The sequence below is a fragment of the Candidatus Thioglobus sp. genome, from assembly GCA_028228555.1.
GTDB lineage: Bacteria > Pseudomonadota > Gammaproteobacteria > PS1 > Pseudothioglobaceae > Thioglobus_A.
Genome location: JAOJBP010000008.1, coordinates 12,678 through 36,042 on the forward strand (window position 1 = coordinate 12,678; position 23,365 = coordinate 36,042).

28 protein-coding genes and 1 tRNA gene are annotated in these 23,365 nt (G+C 37.3%); 8 read left to right on the forward strand and 21 right to left on the reverse strand.

Annotated features, from left to right (window positions below; genetic code table 11):
• Nucleotides 1–4 precede the first annotated feature (4 nt).
• Nucleotides 5–610 (reverse strand): hypothetical protein, encoded by a 606-nt coding sequence (locus N9Y32_05060; GenBank protein MDB2590382.1) that lies wholly within the window; start codon nt 608–610, stop codon nt 5–7.
• A 23-nt stretch (nt 611–633) separates the two neighbouring features.
• Nucleotides 634–1,110: a thermonuclease family protein gene (locus N9Y32_05065; GenBank protein MDB2590383.1), complete on the reverse strand. Its 477-nt coding sequence runs from the start codon at nt 1,108–1,110 to the stop codon at nt 634–636.
• Nucleotides 1,111–1,165: 55 nt separating this feature from the next.
• Here N9Y32_05065 and hisI point away from each other — a divergent pair, with 55 nt between their 5' ends.
• From hisI to tatC, 5 genes are read left to right on the forward strand one after another with little or no spacing between them, the layout of a single operon-like run.
• On the forward strand, nt 1,166–1,546 hold the full coding sequence (gene hisI / locus N9Y32_05070) for a phosphoribosyl-AMP cyclohydrolase (protein ID MDB2590384.1): 381 nt from the start codon (nt 1,166–1,168) through the stop codon (nt 1,544–1,546).
• Nucleotides 1,539–1,856 (forward strand): phosphoribosyl-ATP diphosphatase, encoded by a 318-nt coding sequence (locus N9Y32_05075; GenBank protein MDB2590385.1) that lies wholly within the window; start codon nt 1,539–1,541, stop codon nt 1,854–1,856. The genes hisI and N9Y32_05075 overlap by 8 nt, the downstream gene beginning before the upstream one ends.
• Nucleotides 1,857–1,882: 26 nt before the next feature.
• Nucleotides 1,883–2,098, forward strand: a complete 216-nt coding sequence (gene tatA / locus N9Y32_05080) for a twin-arginine translocase TatA/TatE family subunit (GenBank protein ID MDB2590386.1) — start codon at nt 1,883–1,885, stop codon at nt 2,096–2,098.
• A 9-nt stretch (nt 2,099–2,107) separates the two neighbouring features.
• A complete protein-coding gene (tatB, locus tag N9Y32_05085; protein ID MDB2590387.1) occupies nt 2,108–2,395 on the forward strand; it encodes a Sec-independent protein translocase protein TatB in 288 nt (95 codons plus the stop codon).
• A complete protein-coding gene (gene tatC / locus N9Y32_05090) occupies nt 2,392–3,315 on the forward strand; it encodes a twin-arginine translocase subunit TatC (protein ID MDB2590388.1) in 924 nt (307 codons plus the stop codon). The genes tatB and tatC overlap by 4 nt, the downstream gene beginning before the upstream one ends.
• A gap of 5 nt (nt 3,316–3,320) precedes the next feature.
• On the opposite strand, the gene N9Y32_05095 is transcribed toward tatC, so the two are convergent.
• The 8 genes from N9Y32_05095 to N9Y32_05130 all read right to left on the reverse strand — a co-directional run bounded on the left by N9Y32_05095 (nt 3,321) and on the right by N9Y32_05130 (nt 11,599).
• Nucleotides 3,321–3,905, reverse strand: a complete 585-nt coding sequence (locus N9Y32_05095) for an ANTAR domain-containing protein (protein ID MDB2590389.1) — start codon at nt 3,903–3,905, stop codon at nt 3,321–3,323.
• A gap of 192 nt (nt 3,906–4,097) precedes the next feature.
• Nucleotides 4,098–5,309, reverse strand: a complete 1,212-nt coding sequence (locus N9Y32_05100) for an ammonium transporter (GenBank protein ID MDB2590390.1) — start codon at nt 5,307–5,309, stop codon at nt 4,098–4,100.
• A 10-nt stretch (nt 5,310–5,319) separates the two neighbouring features.
• On the reverse strand, nt 5,320–5,664 hold the full coding sequence (locus N9Y32_05105) for a P-II family nitrogen regulator (GenBank protein ID MDB2590391.1): 345 nt from the start codon (nt 5,662–5,664) through the stop codon (nt 5,320–5,322).
• Nucleotides 5,665–5,926: 262 nt separating this feature from the next.
• The gene (locus N9Y32_05110; protein MDB2590392.1) at nt 5,927–6,862 is read right to left on the reverse strand and encodes a hypothetical protein; all 936 of its coding nucleotides are present in this window, start codon (nt 6,860–6,862) and stop codon (nt 5,927–5,929) included.
• A gap of 12 nt (nt 6,863–6,874) precedes the next feature.
• Nucleotides 6,875–8,776 (reverse strand): DNA ligase, encoded by a 1,902-nt coding sequence (locus N9Y32_05115; protein MDB2590393.1) that lies wholly within the window; start codon nt 8,774–8,776, stop codon nt 6,875–6,877.
• A gap of 11 nt (nt 8,777–8,787) precedes the next feature.
• Nucleotides 8,788–9,921: an outer membrane protein assembly factor BamC gene (gene bamC, locus N9Y32_05120; GenBank protein MDB2590394.1), complete on the reverse strand. Its 1,134-nt coding sequence runs from the start codon at nt 9,919–9,921 to the stop codon at nt 8,788–8,790.
• Nucleotide 9,922: 1 nt separating this feature from the next.
• A complete protein-coding gene (gene dapA / locus N9Y32_05125) occupies nt 9,923–10,813 on the reverse strand; it encodes a 4-hydroxy-tetrahydrodipicolinate synthase (GenBank protein ID MDB2590395.1) in 891 nt (296 codons plus the stop codon).
• 102 nt (nt 10,814–10,915) lie between these two features.
• Entirely contained in the window at nt 10,916–11,599 is a 684-nt protein-coding gene (locus N9Y32_05130) for an outer membrane beta-barrel protein (GenBank protein MDB2590396.1), read from the reverse strand.
• Between the two features lie 140 nt (nt 11,600–11,739).
• Between N9Y32_05130 and N9Y32_05135 the strand changes: the two genes are divergently transcribed.
• A complete protein-coding gene (locus tag N9Y32_05135) occupies nt 11,740–12,057 on the forward strand; it encodes a helix-turn-helix domain-containing protein (protein ID MDB2590397.1) in 318 nt (105 codons plus the stop codon).
• A 328-nt stretch (nt 12,058–12,385) separates the two neighbouring features.
• Here the strand turns inward: N9Y32_05135 and N9Y32_05140 are convergent, their stop codons facing one another.
• The 8 genes from N9Y32_05140 to N9Y32_05175 all read right to left on the reverse strand — a co-directional run bounded on the left by N9Y32_05140 (nt 12,386) and on the right by N9Y32_05175 (nt 19,974).
• Nucleotides 12,386–13,660 (reverse strand): ammonium transporter, encoded by a 1,275-nt coding sequence (locus tag N9Y32_05140; protein MDB2590398.1) that lies wholly within the window; start codon nt 13,658–13,660, stop codon nt 12,386–12,388.
• A gap of 10 nt (nt 13,661–13,670) precedes the next feature.
• On the reverse strand, nt 13,671–14,009 hold the full coding sequence (locus tag N9Y32_05145) for a P-II family nitrogen regulator (GenBank protein MDB2590399.1): 339 nt from the start codon (nt 14,007–14,009) through the stop codon (nt 13,671–13,673).
• Between the two features lie 157 nt (nt 14,010–14,166).
• Nucleotides 14,167–14,841 carry a tRNA (guanosine(37)-N1)-methyltransferase TrmD gene (trmD, locus tag N9Y32_05150; protein MDB2590400.1) on the reverse strand — a complete coding sequence of 225 codons (675 nt, stop codon included), beginning with the start codon at nt 14,839–14,841 and terminating at the stop codon, nt 14,167–14,169.
• Nucleotides 14,842–14,845: 4 nt separating this feature from the next.
• Entirely contained in the window at nt 14,846–15,976 is a 1,131-nt protein-coding gene (gene dapE, locus N9Y32_05155) for a succinyl-diaminopimelate desuccinylase (protein MDB2590401.1), read from the reverse strand.
• A 4-nt stretch (nt 15,977–15,980) separates the two neighbouring features.
• Nucleotides 15,981–17,135 carry a c-type cytochrome biogenesis protein CcmI gene (ccmI, locus tag N9Y32_05160; GenBank protein MDB2590402.1) on the reverse strand — a complete coding sequence of 385 codons (1,155 nt, stop codon included), beginning with the start codon at nt 17,133–17,135 and terminating at the stop codon, nt 15,981–15,983.
• A gap of 2 nt (nt 17,136–17,137) precedes the next feature.
• Nucleotides 17,138–19,042, reverse strand: a complete 1,905-nt coding sequence (locus tag N9Y32_05165) for a heme lyase CcmF/NrfE family subunit (GenBank protein MDB2590403.1) — start codon at nt 19,040–19,042, stop codon at nt 17,138–17,140.
• A gap of 6 nt (nt 19,043–19,048) precedes the next feature.
• Nucleotides 19,049–19,870: a phosphoserine phosphatase SerB gene (gene serB, locus N9Y32_05170; protein MDB2590404.1), complete on the reverse strand. Its 822-nt coding sequence runs from the start codon at nt 19,868–19,870 to the stop codon at nt 19,049–19,051.
• 19 nt (nt 19,871–19,889) lie between these two features.
• Nucleotides 19,890–19,974 (reverse strand) — tRNA-Leu (locus tag N9Y32_05175).
• A gap of 64 nt (nt 19,975–20,038) precedes the next feature.
• On the opposite strand from N9Y32_05175, the gene N9Y32_05180 reads away from it, so the two are divergent.
• Nucleotides 20,039–20,236, forward strand: a complete 198-nt coding sequence (locus N9Y32_05180) for a DUF2892 domain-containing protein (protein ID MDB2590405.1) — start codon at nt 20,039–20,041, stop codon at nt 20,234–20,236.
• Here N9Y32_05180 and cysG read toward each other — a convergent pair.
• Entirely contained in the window at nt 20,233–21,618 is a 1,386-nt protein-coding gene (gene cysG / locus N9Y32_05185; GenBank protein MDB2590406.1) for a siroheme synthase CysG, read from the reverse strand. The two genes, N9Y32_05180 and cysG, sit on opposite strands and share 4 nt — an antisense overlap.
• A gap of 78 nt (nt 21,619–21,696) precedes the next feature.
• Between cysG and N9Y32_05190 the strand changes: the two genes are divergently transcribed.
• Entirely contained in the window at nt 21,697–22,104 is a 408-nt protein-coding gene (locus N9Y32_05190) for a hypothetical protein (GenBank protein ID MDB2590407.1), read from the forward strand.
• Here the strand turns inward: N9Y32_05190 and hda are convergent.
• Together hda and N9Y32_05200 are read right to left on the reverse strand one after the other, a co-directional pair.
• Nucleotides 22,101–22,778: a DnaA regulatory inactivator Hda gene (hda, locus tag N9Y32_05195; protein MDB2590408.1), complete on the reverse strand. Its 678-nt coding sequence runs from the start codon at nt 22,776–22,778 to the stop codon at nt 22,101–22,103. The genes N9Y32_05190 and hda overlap by 4 nt on opposite strands.
• A gap of 7 nt (nt 22,779–22,785) precedes the next feature.
• Entirely contained in the window at nt 22,786–23,343 is a 558-nt protein-coding gene (locus N9Y32_05200) for a CDP-alcohol phosphatidyltransferase family protein (GenBank protein MDB2590409.1), read from the reverse strand.
• Nucleotides 23,344–23,365 lie beyond the last annotated feature (22 nt).

Below are 23,365 nucleotides of genomic sequence, written 5' to 3' on the forward strand. Positions count from 1 at the left end.
AATCTTAGTTAGTAAAGCCTATCGCTTCGAAAAATAAGAATAACGCAAACAAAATTAAAAGAACAAAGGTTAGATAAGTAAAGTTATCTTTTAGCAACTTGGCGCCTATCTTTCCAATAACGACATATAGAAAAAACATTAAGAATGATATTATCAGCATTGATGAGGCAAATAAAGCTGAGTTTATCAACATTCCTTGTTGCAACTGAATCGCTATAACTGCACCAGAGGGAAACAATAGCCATATCTTTGGCGACAGTAGCATCACCATTGCAAGATTTACAAAACTCAGCTGTGAATTAATATTTAACCGCTTACTATTCATAACCTTGAAGGCTAGATAGATAATATAAAGCCCACTCAAAATATAGAGCCAAAATCCAACATTAGAAAATATATTAAGTATATATTCTACAAAAATAACGCAAATAATAGCCTGGGGAACTTGAATAGACAAATTAACAGGCAAAAACGTTTTAAAGAAAAAATTCCAAATTTTTGCAAAAGACAAGTTACGAGTCACTTCCATAACTGACAACCATACTGGCCCAGGAGTAATAAAAAAAATTACCCAAAATAAAACTATTTTATTGACAATATTAATGTCCATAAACTCACCTTATAAATACAAAACTAACGTCGTTTCATTTTTCGCCATTTATATGGCTCGATAGGTGGCGTGTCAAAACCCCAAAAGCCTAATTTTTCTGATTTAGCTAAATCCTCTTCTTGACGATAAGTATCTTTATAAGAAAATGCCATACCCGACTCGACCATAAGCTTGCCAATGTTAGTATCACCTTTAAAAATACGAACCAAGATACGTTGATAATGATCAAAACCAGTAGGTTCTATTACAATTTTTCCTGGGATATTTTTAAGTAATTTTTGTAAATAGGCTTTCGATAGCCTTCCACAATCAATCATCTTAATTGCGCGCTTTCTACATGTTTGATTAATTTCTGGCGTATCTATGCCGGCAATACGCATTTGTAAACTCATACTATCGCCATCCACAATATACAGAGACCGCTCGCTATCAAGTGAAAAATTACCTACATCAGATAAAGCATTGACTGAGATAAGCAAGGCGAAAATAAATAATTTCATATACAATATTGGTAGCGGTAAAATTAATCATTTTATCTGATGAATGACACAAACTATGGATGCATTAGAGCAGCTAAAATTTGACGAGCAAGGGTTAATACCTGCCATTGCTCAAGATCATAAAACCAATGAAATTCTTATGTTTGCTTGGATGAACAAAGAGTCATTAGCATTGACCATCGAAAAACAACAGGCTGTGTATTATTCTCGATCTCGTAAGAAGCTTTGGTTTAAAGGCGAAGAGTCTGGTCACATGCAAATCATTAAAGATATTTATGCCGATTGTGATTGTGATGTTATCCTTCTAAAAGTTGAACAAGTTGGTGGTATTGCTTGTCACACTGGCAGAGCTTCATGCTTCTTTCAAAAATTAGATGATAATAACTGGCAAACTATAAGTAAAGCTATAAAAGACCCAAAGGATATATATGGATGATATTTTTAAACAATTAGAGATTATTTTAGAACAGCGAAAAAATGCAAGTGCCAGCAGCTCTTACGTCTCCTCTTTATATAGCAAAGGTACCGATGAGATTTTAAAAAAAATCGGAGAAGAGTCTGCTGAAGTTATTATGGCGGCAAAAGATGGTGTTGATAGCAAAATTATTTACGAAGTAGCCGATTTATGGTTCCATACATTAGTATTACTACGACACAAGAACATAGAAGTCGATAAAATAGAGCAAGAATTATCTAGACGCTTTGGTTTATCGGGGTTAGAAGAAAAAGCCAATAGAGATAAATAAACGAACAAACAAAATAGGAGAGAATTATGATGCCAGGACCTTTTGAACTGATTATTATTTTAGTAATTGTGTTGCTACTTTTTGGTGGTAAACGCCTAAAAAACATTGGTGGTGACTTAGGTGGCGCCATTAAAGGCTTTAAAAAATCGATGAAAGAAGGTGAGAACGACAAGCCAGCTAGCAAAGATGATGTCATTGAAGCTAAAGTTGTTGAAAGCGACAACGAAAAAGATACCAAATAAACAGTCTTCATGTTTGATATTGGTTTTTGGGAATTTGCCTTAATAGGTGTTATCGCCTTGGTCGTTGTGGGGCCTGAACGTATGCCTAGTATTGCTAGAGCGGCAGGCAAGTATGCTGGAAAAGCCAAGCGATTTATTGCCAAAATTCAAGAAGATGTAAGCGAAGAGTTAGAAGTTGACAAGCTTAAAGAGCAGCTCAGCGCTATGGACAAAGATGCCAATATTGTTGAGATCTTAGACGAAACCAAGAAAGATATTAATGACATCAAAACTGATGTTAGTAAAACAACAAAATGACCTCTAAAGAAATGACTTTTGTTCAACATTTAGTTGAACTACGTGATATTTTATTGCGCTCAGTAATTGCTATTTTGGTTGTTTTTATAAGTTTATTTCCTTTTGCCAATGAAGTTTATAGTTTCATTGCAGCGCCAATCATAAGTGCATTGCCTGAAGGTGGTAATATTATTGCTATTGGTGTTATATCACCCTTCTTAACGCCCCTTAAAATGGCACTAATTATGGCTGTTTATATTGCCATGCCTTATCTGCTCTATCAGATCTGGAAATTTATTGCTCCCGCTCTTTATAAGCGTGAAAAGCAAATGGTTGTGCCTTTAGTTGTCTCTTCAACTATTTTGTTTTATGCAGGCCTGTTGTTTTCTTTTTATGTGGTTTTTCCAGTTATCTTTGGGTTTTTATCTGACATCGGACCTAGCACTGTTGACTTTACACCTGATATTCAATATTACTTAGATTTTGTACTCAAAGTTTCTTTTGCATTTGGTGTGGCATTTGAAGTACCAATTGCTACCATTTTGCTTATTATGTTTGGCGCAACCACAATTGAAAACCTTAAAAAGAACCGACCTTATGTTGTGATTGGTGCCTTTATCTTGGGCATGCTATTAACCCCGCCTGATATCATTTCACAAACATTAATTGCTATTCCGATGTGGCTATTATTTGAAGCAGGTCTTATTTTTGCACCATTATTTAGTCGCAAGGATGATGAATCTGAGCCTGATGATACCGATCCTAATAATCCAGATAAACCTTCAAAATCAGATGATGACGATGATGAAGAGGAATGGGATGATGATAAGTTCGACGCTGAAATGGATAAAATTGACGAAGAATTCCAAGAAATGGATAAAGAGTTTGCTGCTTATCTAAAGAAATTAGACAAGGAAGATCCTAAAAAGGATAAGACTTAATAAGCTTATTCTAAAAGCTCAAAAGCATTAATTACACTCTCTGCCACATCAACAATACGCTTATTTTTATCCATAGCCATTTTTCTCAGCGATTGATAAGCCTCATCTTCATTAATTTTTTTGTGCTGCATCAATAGGCCTTTGGCTCTTTCAACTGCTTTACGCTCAGATAATTGGTTGCGAGTAGCATCTAGCTCATCCTTTAGCGCTTGAAACTCTCTAAATCTTGCCATAGCAACATCAATAATAGGCTGAACACGCTTCTCTTCAAGTCCATCTACAATATAAGCATTAACACCTGATTTAATAGCAGAGCTTGCCATTTCAGAACTAGACTCTTCAGTAAACATAACAATTGGCTTAGGCTTGGTTTTATTAACATCCGTCAAATTAGCAAAAACTTCTTCATCTGGAATATCAGCATTAACAATCACCACATCGGCATGAGTCATTTCATTGCTGTCTAGTAGGTTAGCGCTACTATTCATTCGACAGATCACTTCATGTCCTTTGTCTTGAAGTGCCCTGCGTAACATCGCAGAGCGTCCTGAGTTTTCATCAACTAAGATGATTTTTAGTGCTGTATTCATAAAAATAGGGTCCTAACTTACGAGATCATACAAGATTTAAAAATGGCTCTATTACATCGCCAATACTAATAATACCAATTAGCTTTCCATTTATTTACATTCTACATAATTAAACATGAAATTCCTAAGGGATTTATACCAAAAAACCCCGCTATAAGCGAGGTGAAAAATTGATTAAATTTTTACGGGAGGTTATTTTGTAAACTCTGGATAAGCTTCCAAGCCGCATTCAGCAAGATCTGCTCCAGAATACTCTTCTTCTTTAGAAATTCTTATGCCCATCAATGCTTTAAGTATTAACCACATTATCAGTGATGTACCGAATACCCAAACAAAGATTGTACCGGCGCCTGCTAGTTGTCCAGTGAATGAAACGCTTGGATTAGTTAATGGTACAGCTAACAAGCCCCACAAGCCAACAACACCATGCACTGAGATAGCACCTACTGGATCATCAATCTTGAACACCTTATCAAGCATTGAAATAGAAAGCACAACTAAGATACCACCAGCTGCACCAATTAAGGTTGCTTCTAATGCAGTTGGTGTATCAGGTCCAGCTGTAATTGCTACAAGGCCAGCTAATGCACCATTGAGCGCCATAGTAAGATCTGCCTTACCCCATAGTAATTTTACGAGTAATAATGCTGCAATAACACCACCAGCTGCCGCTGCATTAGTGTTTAGAAACACCATTGCAACTGCATTTGCACTTTCCTTGCTAGCCATTGCTAATACAGAGCCGCCATTAAATCCAAACCAGCCCATCCATAAAATAAATGTGCCTAAAGTTGCTAACGGCATATTTGCGCCTGGAATTGCATTTGATGAACCATCTTTATTGTATTTACCTGTGCGAGCGCCTAATATTATCACACCAGCTAGAGCAGCAGCAGCACCGGCCATATGCACAATGCCAGAGCCAGCAAAGTCTGAAAATCCTAAATCACTGAGCGTGTAAAGACCAAACACAGACTCTCCAGCCCATGTCCATGCACCTTCCATTGGATAGATGATGCCTGTAAAGACAATAGCAAAAGCGAAGAATGAAAACAACTTCATTCGCTCAGCAACAGCACCTGAAACAATACTCATTGCTGTTGCAACAAATACCACTTGGAAGAAAAAATCAGAGGCGTTTGAATATTTTTCACCCGCACCGCTAATACCATCTAAAAGAACGCCGCCACCATACATTAAGTCATAACCATAAACCATATAAGTTGTACAAGCAATGGCAAATAACCCAATATTCTTTGTTAAAATTTCTGCCGTATTTTTACTACGAACCATACCCGCTTCTAACATTGAGAAGCCTGCTGCCATCCACATCACCAACGCACCCATCATTAAGAAATAAAAGGTATCTAATGCAAATTGCATTTCTAAAATTGTATTTTCCATGTTGCCTCCTTTATAGCGCTATTGAGCCAGTTTCGCCCGTACGAATACGAACCACCTGCTCTAATGAAGTAATAAATATTTTTCCATCACCGATCTTGCCGCCTTCAGATTTTGCAGCAATGCTAATGGCTTCAATCACACTCTCTACTTGATCAGCAGAAATTGCAATTTCCAATTTAACCTTGGGTAAAAAATCAACTGTGTATTCCGCACCCCTATAAAGCTCTGTATGGCCTTTTTGACGACCAAAGCCCTTTACCTCAGTTGCCGTAATACCCGAAACACCTATCTGTGATAGAGCTTCTCGAACTTCATCAAGCTTAAAAGGCTTGATAATTGCCGTAATTATTTTCATTGTTTCCATCCTATTTTTAAACCAAAAAAAAAGCCAGCTATCTCAATTTGTAATAATTACAAATAAAAATAACTAGCTTCAATGCTATTTTTTGCACCACTCCCTCGTGAAGCGCGCAAAAAAAAACGTTTATTTAGATTCCCTAAAAAAGAAAACCTAAATAAACGTCTATGTTTGGTGTTAATTTCCCGTCTTTGGAAAACAACTAGGACGTATTATACCAAAAAAATAGGCTTAACTACAAAATTTATATCAAATAATACTAACCGAACTTATTCTCAAAATTATCCAAGAAATCATCGATTGATAAATAATGACTGCCATCACAAGAGAAGTTAAGCCCTATAGAGCCATTCATGATATTCAAACTGGCTGTTTTTAAGTATAGATTTTCATCCATAAAACGCAAATACTTAAACTTTTCAAATACGGTTTTAATTTGATCCTGGCTGACTTTAGCATTGTTGGGGTAATCTTTTTTTGGGTATAAAAGAAGAATATTAGGATTAATAATTTCATCTAAAACATGAACATGATAATTATAAGGATCATCCAAAGACCAAACTGTAGCCCTAGATGCAGGGTAATGAAGTTTTAAGTGAAATACACCCAACTCGGACAATAACTCTATCGCAATATCATGCACAGTATCCAAGGACTTATCCATGGCTGATTCGATACGTTGTTGATTAAACAAGTTTGATCGTATTTCAGGATCGCCTTTAATTTGTCGCCAATCTTCATGATTAAAATCTTGCTTAGGCAATGATAGCATCTCTATATCAAGGTCAAACACCAACATACCCATTATTTTGTCATCCCGACAAATAGTATGCACAATACTAATACATGGTTTTAATGTCGCACTAGAAATATAAGCATCAGAAATATAAATAGGATGATCACGGTCAATGGTGTTAAAAAAAGGTCGATCTGATAAATTCTGCCCTTGAAAGTCATCTGATATTTCTGACCTAGTAATATTGGCACTCAACTGCACGCCACTTTCATTTAAAACATATACCAAGTTGGCAAAATTATGGTTTTTCATATAAGACTGCAACAGCGCGTTTAAATGCTCCACATCTTTCTCAGCATCCAGATAATTATCACAAGCTTGTGACAATTGCATTAAACCTTCACTAAGTTGGTCTGTTAGAAAACTTTTTTGTTCAACAATAAGATCTGAAATATTCATAATAATAATATTCTACTGATTAATAAGTTTCAAATAATCTAATTCACTCAAAACTTCAACTCCAAACTCTTGTGCACTTTGAATCTTTTTAGGGCCTACATTTTCACCAACCACCAAATAATCGGTCTTTCGGCTCACGCCACTAGCAACCTTAATACCGAATGCTTTGGCTTGTTTTTTCATGCCTTCTCTCGAAGAATTCATCTTGCCAGTAAAGACAATACTTTTGCCAGATAGCTCATGAAAAAAATCTAAAGAATCTTGTTGCAAAGCTGTTGTTTCTAAATTAAATTGATAAGATTTTAATAAATCAAATTCTGGCTTAATAGCAAATAATCCGCTAACAATCATTTTTGACGTTAACTCAGCAAATCCATCTATTTCGGATATGCTAGATAAGTTTAAGCTAAATATTTCGTTCAAAGGATAAGCTTTCAATAGGTTTTCACAATTACCCATCCCCATTCTTGCCATTCCAAATGCTGCTAAAAAACGCCAATCTTCCACCTGTTCTGTGTGTGATCTTTTTAGTTGATTAATTAGGTTTTCACTTGTTTTTTCGCCAAAACCCATCGCCATTAATGCGCTATGATCTAATAGATAAATTTGTGAAATTTTGCGAATACCATGCTCATAGAGTTTTTCAATGGTGGCGATTCCAAAGCCATCATTATTAGCCAGTATTTTAAAAAAATACTCCATCTTACCAATCACTTGCGCAGGGCAAAGATTATGATTAACGCACATTAAGAAGTCAGACTCCCATTCTAATGGCGCCTTACAACTTGGGCAAAGCGCAGGAATATCAACATCTACGGATTTTAAAACCTTGTTAATCTTAGGAATCACTAGTCCAGAACGCATAAGCTCAATCACACTGCCAGCGCCCAAACCTTGTTCCTTGACTAAGCCATAATGATGTCCAGTCGCACGCACAATAGTTGCACCACTAAGCTGTGTTGGCTCTAATTCTGCAACTGGTGTAATCTTTCCGGTGCGTCCAACTTGCGGGGTAACTGACAAAACCTTAACTTGAGCTGTGTCTTTATTTTGTTTAAAAGCAACCTGCCAACGATGAAATTTTCGATTAGCGCCCATCTGTTTTTTTAACGCTTCATTAGTAGCCTCAAATACTACACCATCTACATCAAAATCAACCATGGATAATACATCAGCCACAATCAGATCAAAGCCATCAATAAGCTCTTTAATCCCACCCTGCCAGTTTGGTAATTGTGCAAATGGTACAAATAAAGCAGCTTTTTCGTTAATGGCTTGTTGGGCTTTTTTGTCCAGGGCTTTTTCTTTTATAAGGCTAGCTTGAAAATTACGAGGATATTCAAAACTATCAGATAAATGTGTTTGAAAATAGCTTTGCTTAATAACAATTTCACCAGCGCCCTGGCCACGACTTGAATCATTATAAACTTGGAGTCCGCGGGAAAATACTCTGGAAATATCACTGCCTTTTTTTCCATCTCCACGCGTATATAAACGCTCGCCATCATCAAAGCCTGCAAAGCCATCAAGCTTAGGCGTTGCTTTAAGTTGAATAGATTGAATATCTAGATTGATTTCAATGGCTGATTTTTCTAAGCGCTCAATCCATTTGTGAATTTCAATCCAAGAATAAGCTTTATCGGTAGAAAGCATGGCTTCAGGCAATAAAACCTTCTCCTCAGAAAATCCTTCTCCTTCTGGTTCAACCAATTGAAACAATGCATGTTGTGGAAGTCTTTGCTTTAATACAGGAAGATAAACGAAATCATAATCCTGATCACTAATGATAGGATTGCCATCACGATAAGTGGCATTAGCCAACTCGCAAAACTGAACTAAATCTTGGTCAGATAAATCATCCACCAAGATCTCCTGGCGAATAATTTGATCAATCGTCTGTTGTGACAATGTCACCTTGGCCCTAATTAGAATTGCTTAGCAACACTTCCCAAGAATTCATAACTAAAGTCAATGGTTGCTTGTTCATTTTCTTCGGAAAGATCATTAAAGTACACTTCTGTTTTTCCAGTATCAATCTGTTTAACGATAATTTGAAATGATTTCTTAATCGCATCATCACCAAACATGCGTGACCAAATACCCTGATCTTCAGTTCTGGCAATACTAATGTAGAAGCTACCTTCTTTAACATCTTTATCTTCAATTTCAGTATTTAGCTGATCTAGCGCCCAGCCCATATTATCCCAAGTGTCATATTGACCTAACGAGAAAGTCAACTTAGCATAGCCACCAATGCCTTTTCCTATCTCTACATTCAACACTTTATCTTCTTTAGCTTGGATAATTTTTTCTCTAGATGCCGCATGATCGCCACCTAAGAAGGTCATTAATCGATACAGCATTTCTGTTTCTAATGACTTATCTTTAGGACGAGACTGCCAAATGGTGTTCTCCTCATCTTTACCCTCATTAGTTAATACCTCTTCCATAGAGGTTAAAGATAAATAAACTTCTGATTTTTTACCATCAGCCATTGGCTCGATACGAATGCGATACTTGTCAACTATAGGTAATGCATAGCGAGCTGCGATAGCTTTTTTTAACATTGAGCGAATAATACCTAGAGAACGATCTGGAATTTCAGGCTTATTTTCTAAAAAATCTGTTTCCATCAAGCCAATTTTTTTATTGGTTTTTTTAATAGCAAAACCATTGGACTTAAAGAAGCTCTTTGATAAATTCCAAACTGCTTCTGGCGTTTTATCAACCGATAACCAACGACGATCTCCAGATTTTTTCACCTCAATATTAGACGGCGTTCTCAAGATACTTGACGCCTCTTTAATAGCTTCGTCTTTTTTAGAAAAACTAATCGTATCTTCTTGAATATTAGACACATAGTTCTCTAACTTAAATGCATTTTGCGAGCTAGGCTTGGTTAAATCTGGTGGGATTTCCAACGAAGAAACCGTCTTATTAGAGTAATATTTAATATCTCTTTCACCCAAACTTTGAGTTGGCTCTGGAGTTTTTTCTTCAAAAGAAAAACAACCTACTAAAGACAAAGAAAGTAGCGCTGTTAATGATATTTTGATCATACTATATAACTCCCAAATTAGATAAATCTTGCTCTAATACTACTCGAGCCTCTTGTGATAATTTTGTTAGCGGCAAGCGAATACCGCGCTCGCATTTGCCCATTTTATGCATCGCCCATTTCACCGGTATTGGATTAGACTCAATAAATAAACTTTGATGTATATTTGTCAGTGGCTGATTAATAGATATAGCCACCTCTTTGTTATCTTCAAATGCTGCTTGATAAGCTTTAGCCAAGGCCTCTGGTACAACATTAGCACTCACAGAGATGCCGCCATGGCCACCCATTAAAATAAACTCAATCGCTGTAGCATCATCACCACTATAAAGCAAGAAATCTTCTGGACACTGATCAATTAATGCACGAGCGACATTCAAATCACCCGTCGCATCTTTAATGCCAATAATATTTTTAACGGACGATAAACGCACCGCTGTTTCTACTGATAAATCTACCGCTGTTCTACCCGGAACATTATACAAAATTTGATCAATATCCACCGTTTCAGCAATCAACTTATAATGATGGTATAAACCCTCTTGTGTTGGCTTATTGTAATACGGTGTCACCAATAAACAGGCATCTGCACCTATATCTTTTGCAGCTTGTGTCAGCTCAATTGCCTCAGAAGTTGAATTCGCCCCCGTGCCTGCAATAACAGGAATCCGCGCATTAGCAAGCTTAACAGTTGCTCGCATGACTTCAATATGCTCATCTTGATTAAGGGTTGCACTTTCGCCCGTGGTTCCCATGGAGATAATCGCACGCGTGCCTGACGCCACATGAAAATCCACCAAAGATTCAAGCGCGGCATAATCTACCGATCCATCATCATGCATCGGGGTTATCAAGGCTACCATTGAGCCAGTTAAAGGGTGATTAAGTCGCATTGCCATAAACCATAAAATATTATTAAGATTATATACGAATTGCTTTTGTTGGGCATAAAAAAACCCAGCCGAAGCTGGGCTTATAAGTTTTAAAAATAAGCTTTAAAACTTAGTTACAAGAGTTAAGCCTGTAACATTAACTTTCTCAGAGTCAATTTTATACTTGCTATAATCTGCCCTTATGTCCATTTCAGGAGTTAGGTCGTACGTACCACCAACTCCAAAATATGTATCTGTTCCACTTGCTGTTGCAGATGCTGTGTCATACGCCCCTGTAGTATAATCAACCCCATTTACAGTCAAAGTTCCAGCTGTAAGCGTTCCAGATAGTCTAGCTGTTCCATCCCATTTGTAGATTCCTGCTTTTGCAAAAGCATCAATCTTCTCTGAAACTGGCGTTGAATATATGCCACCAAACGTCCATCCATAAACTTCTGCAGATACATCTACTGTACCAGCTAAATCTGATGTATAAGAATAAGAATTTCCTGCATAAGTTCCAGATACTGCAGAATTTACAGACCAAGAGCCACTAGCATTAATTAACTTATTCATGTCAAGGTAGCCACCTTCAAATGCAAAATTATCATTAACTTTATAGCCAATACCAACATGCATTCCATCATCATCCAGACTAACTCCGCCAACATCAGATGCATTTAAATCAAGCTCACTATTTTGCATACCAATATATCCATACCAATTATCATCTGTAGTAGCATTCACTGCCATTGACGCTGTGGCTAAAAATAAGGCTGCAATCGCAGTATTTAATTGTTTTTTCATTATCTTTTCCTTGTTATATAAAAATAATCTTATTAAAAATAGGGTTCATTAATAAAGCTAAAAATATTATATAATAATTAAAATTAGTAGCTCTTTATAAACTATTTTTTTCATTTAAGATAAGTTGTTAAAATTTTGCTATGGAATTATTATCAGAACGCATTAAACAGGCAAGGCTATTAAAAAACCTGTCCCAAAAAAATCTTGCCAGCAAGATTGGTGTTAGTGCCTCTGCCATTTCTCAATACGAATCCAACGCCGACTTTCATACTGAGCCCAGCATTAAGAAATTAATCGCCATTAGTAAGGCTCTTGACGTTTCTATCGAATGGCTGGCCACAGGCAGAGGTGCTAAAAATATCCAAAATTTTTTAAAAAACGAAAAATCACTTCCCTCCTGGCAATCCACCAAACAAAAAGAATTATTATCATTATTTGATAAACTCCCCATTGACTAAAAGGAAGAGCAGTTACAAGCTTTAAAGGCGATTACCAAACTACTAGAAAATAACAACTCAAAAATTTCGTAAATAATGCAAATGACACAAAAAACTGATTATTTGCATTCAAACAAGGTCTAATTCTCCTTTTTAATAGGTTAAATTTCACTTATTTGCTCAAAAACCACTGTTTTTTTTACCATAAACCTGTTTTTATTGCCGCAAAACCCTGTAATAAACTAGGATGATAAAAATAATTCACAAATAATGAAAATGGCTGATTTTTAGCCAAAAAAAACCCGCTAGAACAAAGTTTTTAGCGGGCTTTTGTTAGGTCAGATAAAAATTACAAATCGTAACCTCTTTCTTCATGAGAAACAATATCCAAACCTTGTTGTTCCTCTTCAGCACTCACTCGTAAGCCGGTGATCATGCCAACCACTTTTAGAATGATATAAGTTGCAAACGCGGTATAGACAATCGTTGCCACAACACCAATTACTTGAACGTTTAGCTGTGACATAATAGACATCCCTTCTGCTAAGCCTTGGCCTGAGAATATGCCCAGTTGATCTGATGCAAAAACAGCTGCCATTAGGGTGCCGATAATACCGCCCACACCATGAACAGGAAAAACATCTAAAGAATCATCAATTTTCCATTTTTGCTTGATCAAAATCACGGCATTAAAACACACAACACCTGCCACAATACCAATCACCAAACCACCTGCAGGGCCAACAAAGCCCGATGCTGGTGTAATGGTACCTAAGCCTGCAATCAAACCTGTTACTGCACCTAATGCGGTTGGTTTGCCATATTTAACCCACTCATAAAACATCCAAGTCATCGCACCTGCTGCTGCTGAAATATGCGTCACTAACATCGCCATGGCTGCATCGCCATTGGCTGCGAGTGCTGAGCCACCATTAAAACCAAACCAGCCAACCCAAAGCATTGCTGCGCCCGTGATAGTCATGGTCATGTTGTGTGGAGGCATCGGCTTTTTTGGAAACCCGTTTCTAGGGCCTAGCACAATAGCTGCTACCAACGCCGCAACACCGGCTGTAATATGCACGACAATACCGCCAGCAAAGTCAAGAATACCCATTTCACCTAACCAGCCACCACCCCATACCCAATGAGTAACCGGTGCATAAACAACAATTAACCATATTGCACTAAACAACAATACGGCTGAAAACTTCATGCGTTCGGCAAAGCCACCAATGATAAGAGCTGGGGTAATAATCGCGAAAGTCATTTGAAATAATGCAAATAAACTCTCAGGAATATCACCACTTAACGTATCTTCAGTAATGCCTGATAGCATAAATTTAGACAAGTCGCCAAAATACGCATTGCCATCTGTAAAGGCAATTGAATAGCCCGCAACTAACCAAAGAATTGACGCGATACCTGCAATGGCAAAACATTGCATAAGCACCGATAGGATATTCTTGGTACGAACCAAGCCACCATAAAACAATGCTAAACCTGGCAGGGTCATAAATAATACCAACGCTGTAGACGTTAGAATCCATGAAGTGTTTGCACCATCTAAACCTTCGGCAAACACAACCATTGGCATTAAAGCCAATATACTTAATAATTTTTTCATTTTTTACTCCTTAAAGTGCGTCTTGATCAGTTTCGCCTGTGCGAATACGAACGACTTTATCTAAATTAGTTACAAAAATTTTGCCATCACCAACTTTGCCTGAATTGGCAATATTGCTAATGGTGTCAATAACAACATCAAGTTTTGATGCAGGTATTGCCAACTCTAATTTAATTTTTGGTAAAAAATCAACTTGATATTCAGCGCCACGATATAACTCGGTGTGCCCTTTTTGACGACCAAAGCCTTTCACTTCGGTAACAGTAATGCCAGATATCCCCACTTCTGAAAGTGCTTCTCTAACATCATCTAATTTATGCGGTCGTAGAATTGCCGTTACAAATTTCATACTTCTCTCCTTTGGTAATTACAAATATTACTATTCGCAATTAGAAATAAACCCTTCATGGGCAACTTGTTAGCAACAATGCTTGATTACAACACTCTACGCCGTTGTAGAATAATGCAGTTATTATAAATTTTTTTTCTAAAAAAGCAAATAAACGCTATTTTTTAATGAGATCTTGACGCTTTCTTTTAGTGCTTTTAAGTGATTGATCTTCACGCCAAGCATCAATATTTGCCTGATGTCCACTGAGCAAAACTTCTGGCACTTGCTGGCCATCAATAATTTCTGGACGAGTATAGTGCGGATAATCAAGTAAACCATTAGCAAATGAATCATTCAGGGATTCTGCATTACCCAAAACGCCGGGTATATGTCTGCTCACACTATCAATTAAAACCATGGCGGCTAGTTCACCCCCACTAATCACATAATCACCAATGGACACCTCTAAGTCTACGTCATGCTCAATCACGCGCTCATCCACACCTTCGTAACGCCCACATAATAGTGTGACTGATTCAAGTTTAGAGATTTCAATGGCTAGTTGATGGGTGAGTTTCTGGCCTTGAGGTGATAAGTAAATAATTTTAGAATTTGATTTTTTTTGTTTTATTTGCTCAATGCAGCTTCGAATGGGCTTAACCTGCATCACCATACCAGCGCCGCCACCATAAGGTTTATCGTCAACATTGCGATACTTGTTATCAGAATAATCCCTGAGTTGCCAGGTATGAATTTCAAGCAATAATTTTTTAATACCTCGAGCGACAACACCTTCGTCCTTAATCGCACAAAACATGTCAGGAAATAAGGTGATGACGTCAAAACGCATCATATCAAACTAAGATATTTTTAAGAATACGATAATAAATTTCACTTAAATCATCTAAATCTTTGGCTGAAACGCACTCATTGACTTGATGAATCGTGGCATTAATAGGTCCTAACTCTACAACTTGAGCATTTAAAATCGGTGCTATGAAACGCCCATCAGATGTGCCGCCTGAAGTCGAGAGCTGAGTATCAACACCTGTAACTTTTTTAATCGCATCAACACAGCCACTTACCAATTCGCCTTTAGGTGTTAAGAATGGATAGCCCGAATGATTCCAATCAATTTCATATTCGAGGTTGTGCTTATCTAGAATAGCACACACCCTTTTTTGTAAACCTTCATGAGTTGAAACGGTCGAATAACGAAAATTAAACACCACTTCAATAGTGCCAGGTATGACATTGGTCACCCCAGTACCAGAGTGAATGTTTGATACTTGGAAACTGGTTGCAGGGAAATATTCATTACCCTTATCCCATAACTCTTCGCAAAGCTCATTTAACACTGGAGTAGCTAAATGAATTGGGTTATTTGCTAAATGAGGATAAGCAATATGACCTTGCTTGCCGACAATCGTTAGTGTGCCATTAAGAGAGCCTCGGCGGCCATTTTTAATTACATCACCTAAAATATTGGTCGCTGATGGCTCTCCTACCAAGCAATAATCAACATTTTGTCCAATGTTATTTAAGTGTTCACAAACCTTAATAGTGCCGTTAACAGCTGGCCCTTCTTCATCTGAGGTAATTAAATAGCCAATCGTACCTTTATGATCTGGATAATCTTTTACAAAGCGCTCACTAGCATCTAGCATAGCTGCCAGAGAACCTTTCATATCAGCTGCACCACGACCATGCAACATGCCGTCTTTTATTTCACCAGAAAATGGATCTAAATCCCATTTTGAGGCATCACCCACAGGCACAACATCAGTATGTCCAGCAAAAACAAATACAGGAGATCCAGTACCATGCTGGGCCCAAAAATTGTCTACCTCTTCAAATTTAAGATCGCTGATTTCAAAATTTGACTGCTTTAGATGATCAGTCATTAATGTCTGACAACCTTTATCATTAGGCGTTACTGAATCAATTTTAATTAGAGATTGAGCTAGTTTTATTGTTTTACTCATGTGTTTACTTTAGATTTAGAGTGACGCTTGGATTGTCTGCAATGGTAATAATTTCACTAGCAACCTGTATATCATCTGCTTGCTTCATCGCACCACCTGTTCTACTTATACGCACAACAACAATAGCTTCATCATATTGCGACAAAAGCTTATCTGACATAACAGAATTCATATCACTCAATACCACTTGACCATTAAAGGCTTTAATTGGTAACTTTTGAATAGCAATTGGCATTGGCCTGCCTTGGGCGGCCTTAGCGTAAATCATTAAATAATCATCAGCAGATCGGCTGGCTAATATTTCATCAGAAAGCACTACATTAACTGTTATTGTATTGCTAATATCGCCACTTTCAACACGATTTAACTCTGCCAAAATACTGATTAACGCCTGTCGATCAACGCTTTGCTCGGGTAGCACACTTAACGCCTTATTCCATAAAGTTTTAGCTAGATTAAAATCTTGAGCATTGGCGGCAAACAAGCCTGCTAAGTAAAGTGCATCAGGCGCATTCGGCTCAATCTCTAAAGCTTTTTTGATAAATCCCATAGGACGCGGTGTAAATTGGTCATCATTAGAACTGATTAAAGCAGATGCGTATTCGACTAATAACCTAGGATCATTAGGATCGATTTGATAAGCTTTTTCATAAGCCTTAAGCGACTCATCAATTTTATTTAAATCAAAATAACTCAAGCCGAGCATTTTCCAAGCCTTTACATCTTGTGGGTTTTCTTTTAAATGTTGCTCAATCTTAACAACACTTTGTTCAAGCGTTAAAGGCGGCAAGTCAATAACAGCTTGCTTACTAGCTGGCGTGTAATTGCTTAAATTTTGATAAACGCTGATTGTGAAAATAGGTAGCAGTAAAACGACCACACCGATCCAAATATTAGCATTTGGTTTGCTCAGTGTTTTAGAGTTTACTTGTGTAAGCTCTAACGCTAATGTATTTGATATCTCTTCAAGCGCTTGTTCAAATTGCTCTTGATCAATTAAACCCTGAGCAAGGTCAGCTTGCAACTCAATCTTTCTTTGCTTTGCAATGTCAATATTTGATTGCTCTAAATCAACGCCATTATCGGCCAATGGTCTTTTTAAAAACCATACTACCCAAGCTATAGATAAAGCCAACATAACCCCAAACCAAATAGTCATACTCATGATTTAACCCTCAGACGATATCTTCTATCAAATGCTGCAAATAAAGCGCCCAATGAAATAAACAAGCCACCAAGCCAAATCCATCTTATCAATGGCTTATAATAAATTCTCAAACTCCAGGCGCCGTCTCCTAAAGACTCACCTAAGGCAACATATAAGTCTCGATAAAAACTTGGATCAATAGCGGCTTCTGTCATTGGCATACCAGTGACATATTGACGCTTTTCTGGGTTTAATTCAGCAATCAAATCACCTTCTAAGTAAACTTCAACCTTACCTTTGCTGCCTTGATAGTTTTGTTGAGAAAAGTTCTCTACACCCTTAAAGACAAATTCATAACCTTTGATGGTTATTGGCTGATCCACTTCCATTTTTATATCTTTTTCTATACCAAGCTGTGTTGTAACTGTCGCCCCCAGCAAGAATATTGCAATACCAATATGAGCTAAAATCATGCCAATAAAGGCAAGACTGGTTGAACCTTTCTGGCGAATTCGGGTTACTAAGAGTGTTAAAGAATGCAGAACAATCCAAATAAACAAGAATACTGCCAACGAAACAAAAACATTATCAACGATTAAAAAGCTGACTATAAATAGCAGACCTACGCCCAACCATATTGGTTTTAAAACAGTCGAAATTCGAGAAATCGTATCTTTTTTCCAGCGTAAGAATGGAGCAATCACCATAGCTATGACAGCAGGAATCATGATTGGCACAAACACTGCATCAAAATACGGTGCGCCCACTGAAATTTTTCCCAAACCTAGAGAGTCTAATAATAGAGGATACATGGTGCCTAGAAAAACACTCAACATAGCAGCAACTAACAAAATGTTATTAACCAACAGCCCACTCTCTCTAGATAGCCAAGAAAAAGAGTTTTGGCTTCGCATCAGTGAAGCACGCCATGCATATAATGCTAATGATCCGCCGACAACAACAACTAAGAAAGCTAAAATAAAAGCACCTCTAGCAGGGTCGGAAGCAAAAGAATGAACCGACGTTAAAATGCCTGATCTGACTAAAAAAGTACCTAATAGACTTAAAGAAAATCCTGCAATGGCTAACAATACAGTCCAATGCTTAAAGGCGCCACGCTTTTCACTCACACTGAGTGAATGCACTAATGCAGTTGCCACTAACCATGGCATAAATGAGGCATTCTCAACTGGATCCCAGAACCACCAACCGCCCCAGCCGAGCTCATAATATGCCCACCATGAGCCCAGCGTAATACCAAAGGTTAAGAATGACCAAGCCACCAAAGTCCAAGGACGAGACCACCTGAGCCAAGTAGAATCAAGCTGCCCACGAATAAGAGAGGACAACACAAATGCAAAAGGTATGGCCATACCTACATAGCCCATATATAGCATTGGTGGGTGAATAATAAGGCCAAAATCTTGTAATAATGGATTAAGCTCTCGACCCTGCAAAGGGATAACATCTAATCGCTCAAATGGGTTTGAGGTAAGTAATAGGAATAATAAAAATCCAATACTAATGACACCTAGAATAATTAGAATATGAGTTAGAACATCTCTAGGCAGTCGTTTAGAAAAAATTGAAACTGCTAAACTCCAACTCGATAATACTAACGCCCATAATAATAACGATCCTTCATGTGCGCCCCACACAGCTGACACTTTGAATATATCTGGCAAATCAGTATTGGAATTATTAGCTACATACTTAACAGAGAAATCATCTACAACGAAAGCATATATTAAAACAGCAAAAGATACTAACACCCAAAAGAACTGAGCCCACAACATAGGGCGTGATAGCTGAGCTAGTGAAAAACTACCTTTAATAAGTCCTATTGTTGGCAATATAACCTGTAAACAAGTAAACGCTAATGCTAAAACTAATGCGAAATGTCCGAGTTCAACTAACATATTAAATTATTCATCAAATAAATCTATAATTTTATCTAATCCGCCAACATTAATGGAGATATCCGCCTGCTTTGCCACAATAGGTTTTGCATGGTAGGCAACTGACAATCCTGCAACTTTCATCATCTCCAAATCATTTGCGCCATCACCAACAGCAATCACTTGAATGGCGTCAAATGTATGCTGTTGGCACAGTTCATGAACAAAATCAGCTTTCGCTTTAGCGTTAATAATACTACCTTGAGTGATGCCAGTTAAGCAGCCATTGTCGACTCCTAAAATATTAGCCCTAGAATAATCAAGTCCAATATCTTTGGTCAATCGATCAGTAAAGTAAGTAAATCCACCAGATACTACCGCACTTTTGATATGCTTTCTCTTTAAAAAATCGATCAGTTCCTTTCCACCAGAATTTACCTGAAGCTTATTCGTATAAACCTTTTCCAAAACTGAAACATCTAGGCCTTTTAATAAGGCAACACGCTGAGCCAAAGAAGCATCAAAATCAAGCTTACCTTGCATAGTCAGTTCGGTAATTTTTGCTACTTGCGGTTTTAAATTGGCAAAATCGGCAATTTCATCAATACATTCAATATTGATTAAAGTTGAATCCATGTCACTCACTAAAAGTGCAGTTTTATCTGGCGAGAAAGACTCAGGTACAAAATTAAAATCGAGTTTAAACACCTCTCTCAAGGCGTCTAAATCAATAATTTTATTTGTGATAAAGCGAAAATGAGTTCGCTTATGTTGAATAACAGCGTCAACTTTTTTAGAAACAAGTTTTGCTATTGCCAAGTCTTGACTATGTAGAATAACCGTCTTCATAGGTCACCTTGTATAAATATGGTGCGGAAGGAGAGACTCGAACTCTCACGTCTTACGACACTGGAACCTAAATCCAGCGTGTCTACCAATTCCACCACTCCCGCGAAGAATTTGAAATTATACCTAATATAGGATATAGTGGGGACATTCAAACACAGGAATAAAAAAATGAAAGTTAATAACGCAGTTTCCGCTATGGCAGGCGCCATTATCATGGTCTCACTACTAATAAATAATAGCAATATGTTTGCAGAAGCAAGCTGGTTATGGCTAACTTTCTTTGTAGGTTTTAATTTATTCCAATCTGCTTTCACTGGGTTTTGTCCTGCAAGCAAAATTTTTAAATCAATGGGTGCTAAAGACTAGTCACTTGGATCAAACCAATTAAGTTTTTCTCTTAGCTTAACAACTTCACCAACAATAATTAACGTTGGTGCCTTGATTGGCTGAGTAGCTACAATTGTCGGTAACTCACCTAGCGTTGTTGTCCATACACGATGATCAGGTGTTGTACCTTTCTCAACTAGAGCCACTGGCATATTGCTACGCATTCCGTGTTCTATAAGCTTATCTGACAAGTGCTTTGCACCTTTAAGTGCCATATAAAATACTATAGTTTGCTGTTCAACTGCTAGTTCGTCCCAAGGTAGATTCATGCTACCGTCTTTGAGGTGGCCTGTTACGAAACGACAAGATTGTGAGTAATCACGATGTGTTAATGGGATACCTGAATAAGTTGAACAACCTGATGCTGCAGTAATACCCGGTACAACTTGAAATGGAATGCCATTTTCAGCTAAGGTTTCAATCTCCTCACCACCACGTCCAAAAATAAACGGATCACCGCCCTTTAAGCGACAAACGCGTCTACCTTTTTTAGCCAAATCAACTAATAACTGGTTAATACCCTCTTGAGGTACGCTGTGATTGTCACGCTCTTTACCAACATAAATAAGTTCAGCATCTCGCCTAACTAACTCCATCACATCTTTTGAAACTAAGCGATCATACAAAATAACATCTGCTTGTTGCATGAGGCGCAAGGCTTTAAATGTTAGTAGATCAGGATCACCTGGACCGCCGCCCACTAGATACACCTCACCCACTTCACTATCGCTAGAATTATCAAGTTGCTGCTGCATAGCGACCTTAGCATCATCTATTCTTCCAGAGAATACTTTTTCAGCAATAATGCCCGAAAAGGACCGCTCCCAGAAAAATCGCCTATCCTCAATATTGGTAAATTTTACTTTAACTTGGTCTCTAAAACTACCTGCTAACTCTGCTAATTTACCATAAGCATGGGGAATAGTACTCTCTAACTTTGCACGAATTAAACGCGCTAATACCGGTGTTTTTCCTGCTGAAGAGATGGCAATTATAATTGGAGATCTGTCAACAATTGAAGGCATAATATATGAACACAAATCTGGAGAGTCCACCACATTTACTGGAATATTAGCACTATGAGCTAATTGGGAAACTTGGGCATTCACTTGAGTATTATTAGTGGCAGAAATAATCAAGGCTTGAGAGCTTATATCACTTGCTTCAAAGTTTCTTTTGATTAGAGTAATTTTGTCTTGATCAGCCAAAGCTTGAACATTTGCACAAGCTGATTGATCAACACAAGTTACTTGGGCATTTGCCTTTAATAAAAGTGACATTTTTCGGTAGGCAATATCACCACCGCCAACCACTAAACAAGGCTTTTGCTTAATATCAATAAAAATAGGTAGGTAATTCATCAGATATTCGATCGTTCGCAATAAAAGCTTACATTATAATGTCTTAATGTAAATTAAATACACAAAACACCTATTGTTATGGCTTATGAACACTTCACTTGCCCCTTTTCACATTTAATTCTTAGCGGACGATGTGGCTGTAAATTTGCTGCCAAAGACTGTGTAGCTGAAAAAGAATTTGGCTCATGTTTAAATCATGACTCGTCAGATTCATGTCAATCCGTCTATTATCACTTACGAGATAATAGTGACTTCGTATTAAAAACTCATAATGTCAACAATCTTTCGGTTGGTCAGCAGTCCAAAATAAAAATGGGTGGCTTGCTGGCTTTACAAGAGCTAATGGGAGTGAATAATGGCGATAAAATTAATGATATTGCTAGCTTAGTAGATAAGATTAACGTACATTATCCAGATTTAACTTTAATTCCTTTTTCAAAACTTATGCCTAGAATTGCTAAGTTTAATTTTAGAAAAAAACGCTAGATTTTTAAAACTTTCTTCACGAAAGGAATTGAAATTGAACTTTTTTGCCTTAAAGATTCCTGATCCAGTTCATCAATCATAGATAATACTTCGCTTAGATCCCTAGAAAAGACTTTAAATAGATAGGCATAAACTTTATCATCGATATTAAGATTTTTATCTTGCATTTTGCGCTGAATTAAATCAATCTTTTCTTGATCATCAAGCTGCTCTAAACGGTAAACAACCGCTAACGATAATCGAGTTTTAAGGTCTTTTAATATGACTAATTCGCCAGATGGCTTAGAAGCTGAAACAACTAGCTTAGTCTTGGTTTGTTTAATTTGATTATAAAGATCAAACAACTCTTGTTGCTGAATTTCACTTAATTGATCGATATTGTCAATACAGACCCAATCATAATCAGACAATGTATTTAAAAAATGAGTGGGCAATACTTGCCTGATATCTACATAAACTGCTTTTAAATTCTGCTCTAATGCTTTAAAGATACAGCCTTGCAAGAGATGCGTCTTGCCGCTAGATTTATCGCCTGAAACAAATACAACTGATGAATGTTCTTGAGCAAATAAATTGTCAATAAAAGCAAGTAATGCTTGATTTTTTTCAGCAGAAAAATTACCTAACAGCATCTTTGTATCTAGAGAAATAGGCAGCCCAAGTTGTTTCATCATTTCCGTCTTATTTTTTTTCTTGGGAGATGACCTTTTCAATCCAAATCCAAATATAGTCCGCACCACTTAAGACTGTAGAAGTGGCAACAATGATAAAAAATATCGTACTCCATTGTGCCAGCAATGGATATAGCTGCATAACAACCAAAAATAAGACTAAAGCAATTTGCAATGCGGTATTAATTTTAGATAGCTTCGAAGGGGTAAGCAGTTCGTCCTTAGCGTTGCCAGAACCAATAAAACATCCTACCGTGCCAGATACAATCATGACATCACGCAAAAATACTAGCACCAATAACCACATCGGTAGCAAGCCAATAATATATAGCGTGATAAAGCTACTCACTAATAGTAGTTTATCTGCAACTGGATCAAGAATAGAGCCTAAGCGAGATTCAAATGAGTAGCGTTTAGCAATCCAGCCATCTAGTCCATCTGTAATACCAGCAATAAAAAACAACACCATTGCTAAAAAATATTGATCATTTAACAAAGTCATTACAACAGGTACTGTTAAAATAATGCGTAAAATTGAAAGTGCATTTGGCACACTAGAAAAATTCATTTTTCGACGAGTTCAATTGAGA

Coding starts and splice junctions, on each gene's coding strand:
- N9Y32_05060 (MDB2590382.1), bottom strand. CDS start 610: ATGGACATTAATATTGTCAATAAAATAGTTTTATTTTGGGTAATTTTT.
- N9Y32_05065 (MDB2590383.1), bottom strand. CDS start 1,110: ATGAAATTATTTATTTTCGCCTTGCTTATCTCAGTCAATGCTTTATCT.
- hisI (MDB2590384.1), top strand. CDS start 1,166: ATGGATGCATTAGAGCAGCTAAAATTTGACGAGCAAGGGTTAATACCT.
- N9Y32_05075 (MDB2590385.1), top strand. CDS start 1,539: ATGGATGATATTTTTAAACAATTAGAGATTATTTTAGAACAGCGAAAA.
- tatA (MDB2590386.1), top strand. CDS start 1,883: ATGATGCCAGGACCTTTTGAACTGATTATTATTTTAGTAATTGTGTTG.
- tatB (MDB2590387.1), top strand. CDS start 2,108: ATGTTTGATATTGGTTTTTGGGAATTTGCCTTAATAGGTGTTATCGCC.
- tatC (MDB2590388.1), top strand. CDS start 2,392: ATGACCTCTAAAGAAATGACTTTTGTTCAACATTTAGTTGAACTACGT.
- N9Y32_05095 (MDB2590389.1), bottom strand. CDS start 3,905: ATGAATACAGCACTAAAAATCATCTTAGTTGATGAAAACTCAGGACGC.
- N9Y32_05100 (MDB2590390.1), bottom strand. CDS start 5,309: ATGGAAAATACAATTTTAGAAATGCAATTTGCATTAGATACCTTTTAT.
- N9Y32_05105 (MDB2590391.1), bottom strand. CDS start 5,664: ATGAAAATAATTACGGCAATTATCAAGCCTTTTAAGCTTGATGAAGTT.
- N9Y32_05110 (MDB2590392.1), bottom strand. CDS start 6,862: ATGAATATTTCAGATCTTATTGTTGAACAAAAAAGTTTTCTAACAGAC.
- bamC (MDB2590394.1), bottom strand. CDS start 9,921: ATGATCAAAATATCATTAACAGCGCTACTTTCTTTGTCTTTAGTAGGT.
- dapA (MDB2590395.1), bottom strand. CDS start 10,813: ATGCGACTTAATCACCCTTTAACTGGCTCAATGGTAGCCTTGATAACC.
- N9Y32_05130 (MDB2590396.1), bottom strand. CDS start 11,599: ATGAAAAAACAATTAAATACTGCGATTGCAGCCTTATTTTTAGCCACA.
- N9Y32_05135 (MDB2590397.1), top strand. CDS start 11,740: ATGGAATTATTATCAGAACGCATTAAACAGGCAAGGCTATTAAAAAAC.
- N9Y32_05140 (MDB2590398.1), bottom strand. CDS start 13,660: ATGAAAAAATTATTAAGTATATTGGCTTTAATGCCAATGGTTGTGTTT.
- N9Y32_05145 (MDB2590399.1), bottom strand. CDS start 14,009: ATGAAATTTGTAACGGCAATTCTACGACCGCATAAATTAGATGATGTT.
- trmD (MDB2590400.1), bottom strand. CDS start 14,841: ATGCGTTTTGACGTCATCACCTTATTTCCTGACATGTTTTGTGCGATT.
- dapE (MDB2590401.1), bottom strand. CDS start 15,976: ATGAGTAAAACAATAAAACTAGCTCAATCTCTAATTAAAATTGATTCA.
- ccmI (MDB2590402.1), bottom strand. CDS start 17,135: ATGACTATTTGGTTTGGGGTTATGTTGGCTTTATCTATAGCTTGGGTA.
- N9Y32_05165 (MDB2590403.1), bottom strand. CDS start 19,042: ATGTTAGTTGAACTCGGACATTTCGCATTAGTTTTAGCATTAGCGTTT.
- serB (MDB2590404.1), bottom strand. CDS start 19,870: ATGAAGACGGTTATTCTACATAGTCAAGACTTGGCAATAGCAAAACTT.
- N9Y32_05180 (MDB2590405.1), top strand. CDS start 20,039: ATGAAAGTTAATAACGCAGTTTCCGCTATGGCAGGCGCCATTATCATG.
- cysG (MDB2590406.1), bottom strand. CDS start 21,618: ATGAATTACCTACCTATTTTTATTGATATTAAGCAAAAGCCTTGTTTA.
- N9Y32_05190 (MDB2590407.1), top strand. CDS start 21,697: ATGGCTTATGAACACTTCACTTGCCCCTTTTCACATTTAATTCTTAGC.
- hda (MDB2590408.1), bottom strand. CDS start 22,778: ATGATGAAACAACTTGGGCTGCCTATTTCTCTAGATACAAAGATGCTG.
- N9Y32_05200 (MDB2590409.1), bottom strand. CDS start 23,343: ATGAATTTTTCTAGTGTGCCAAATGCACTTTCAATTTTACGCATTATT.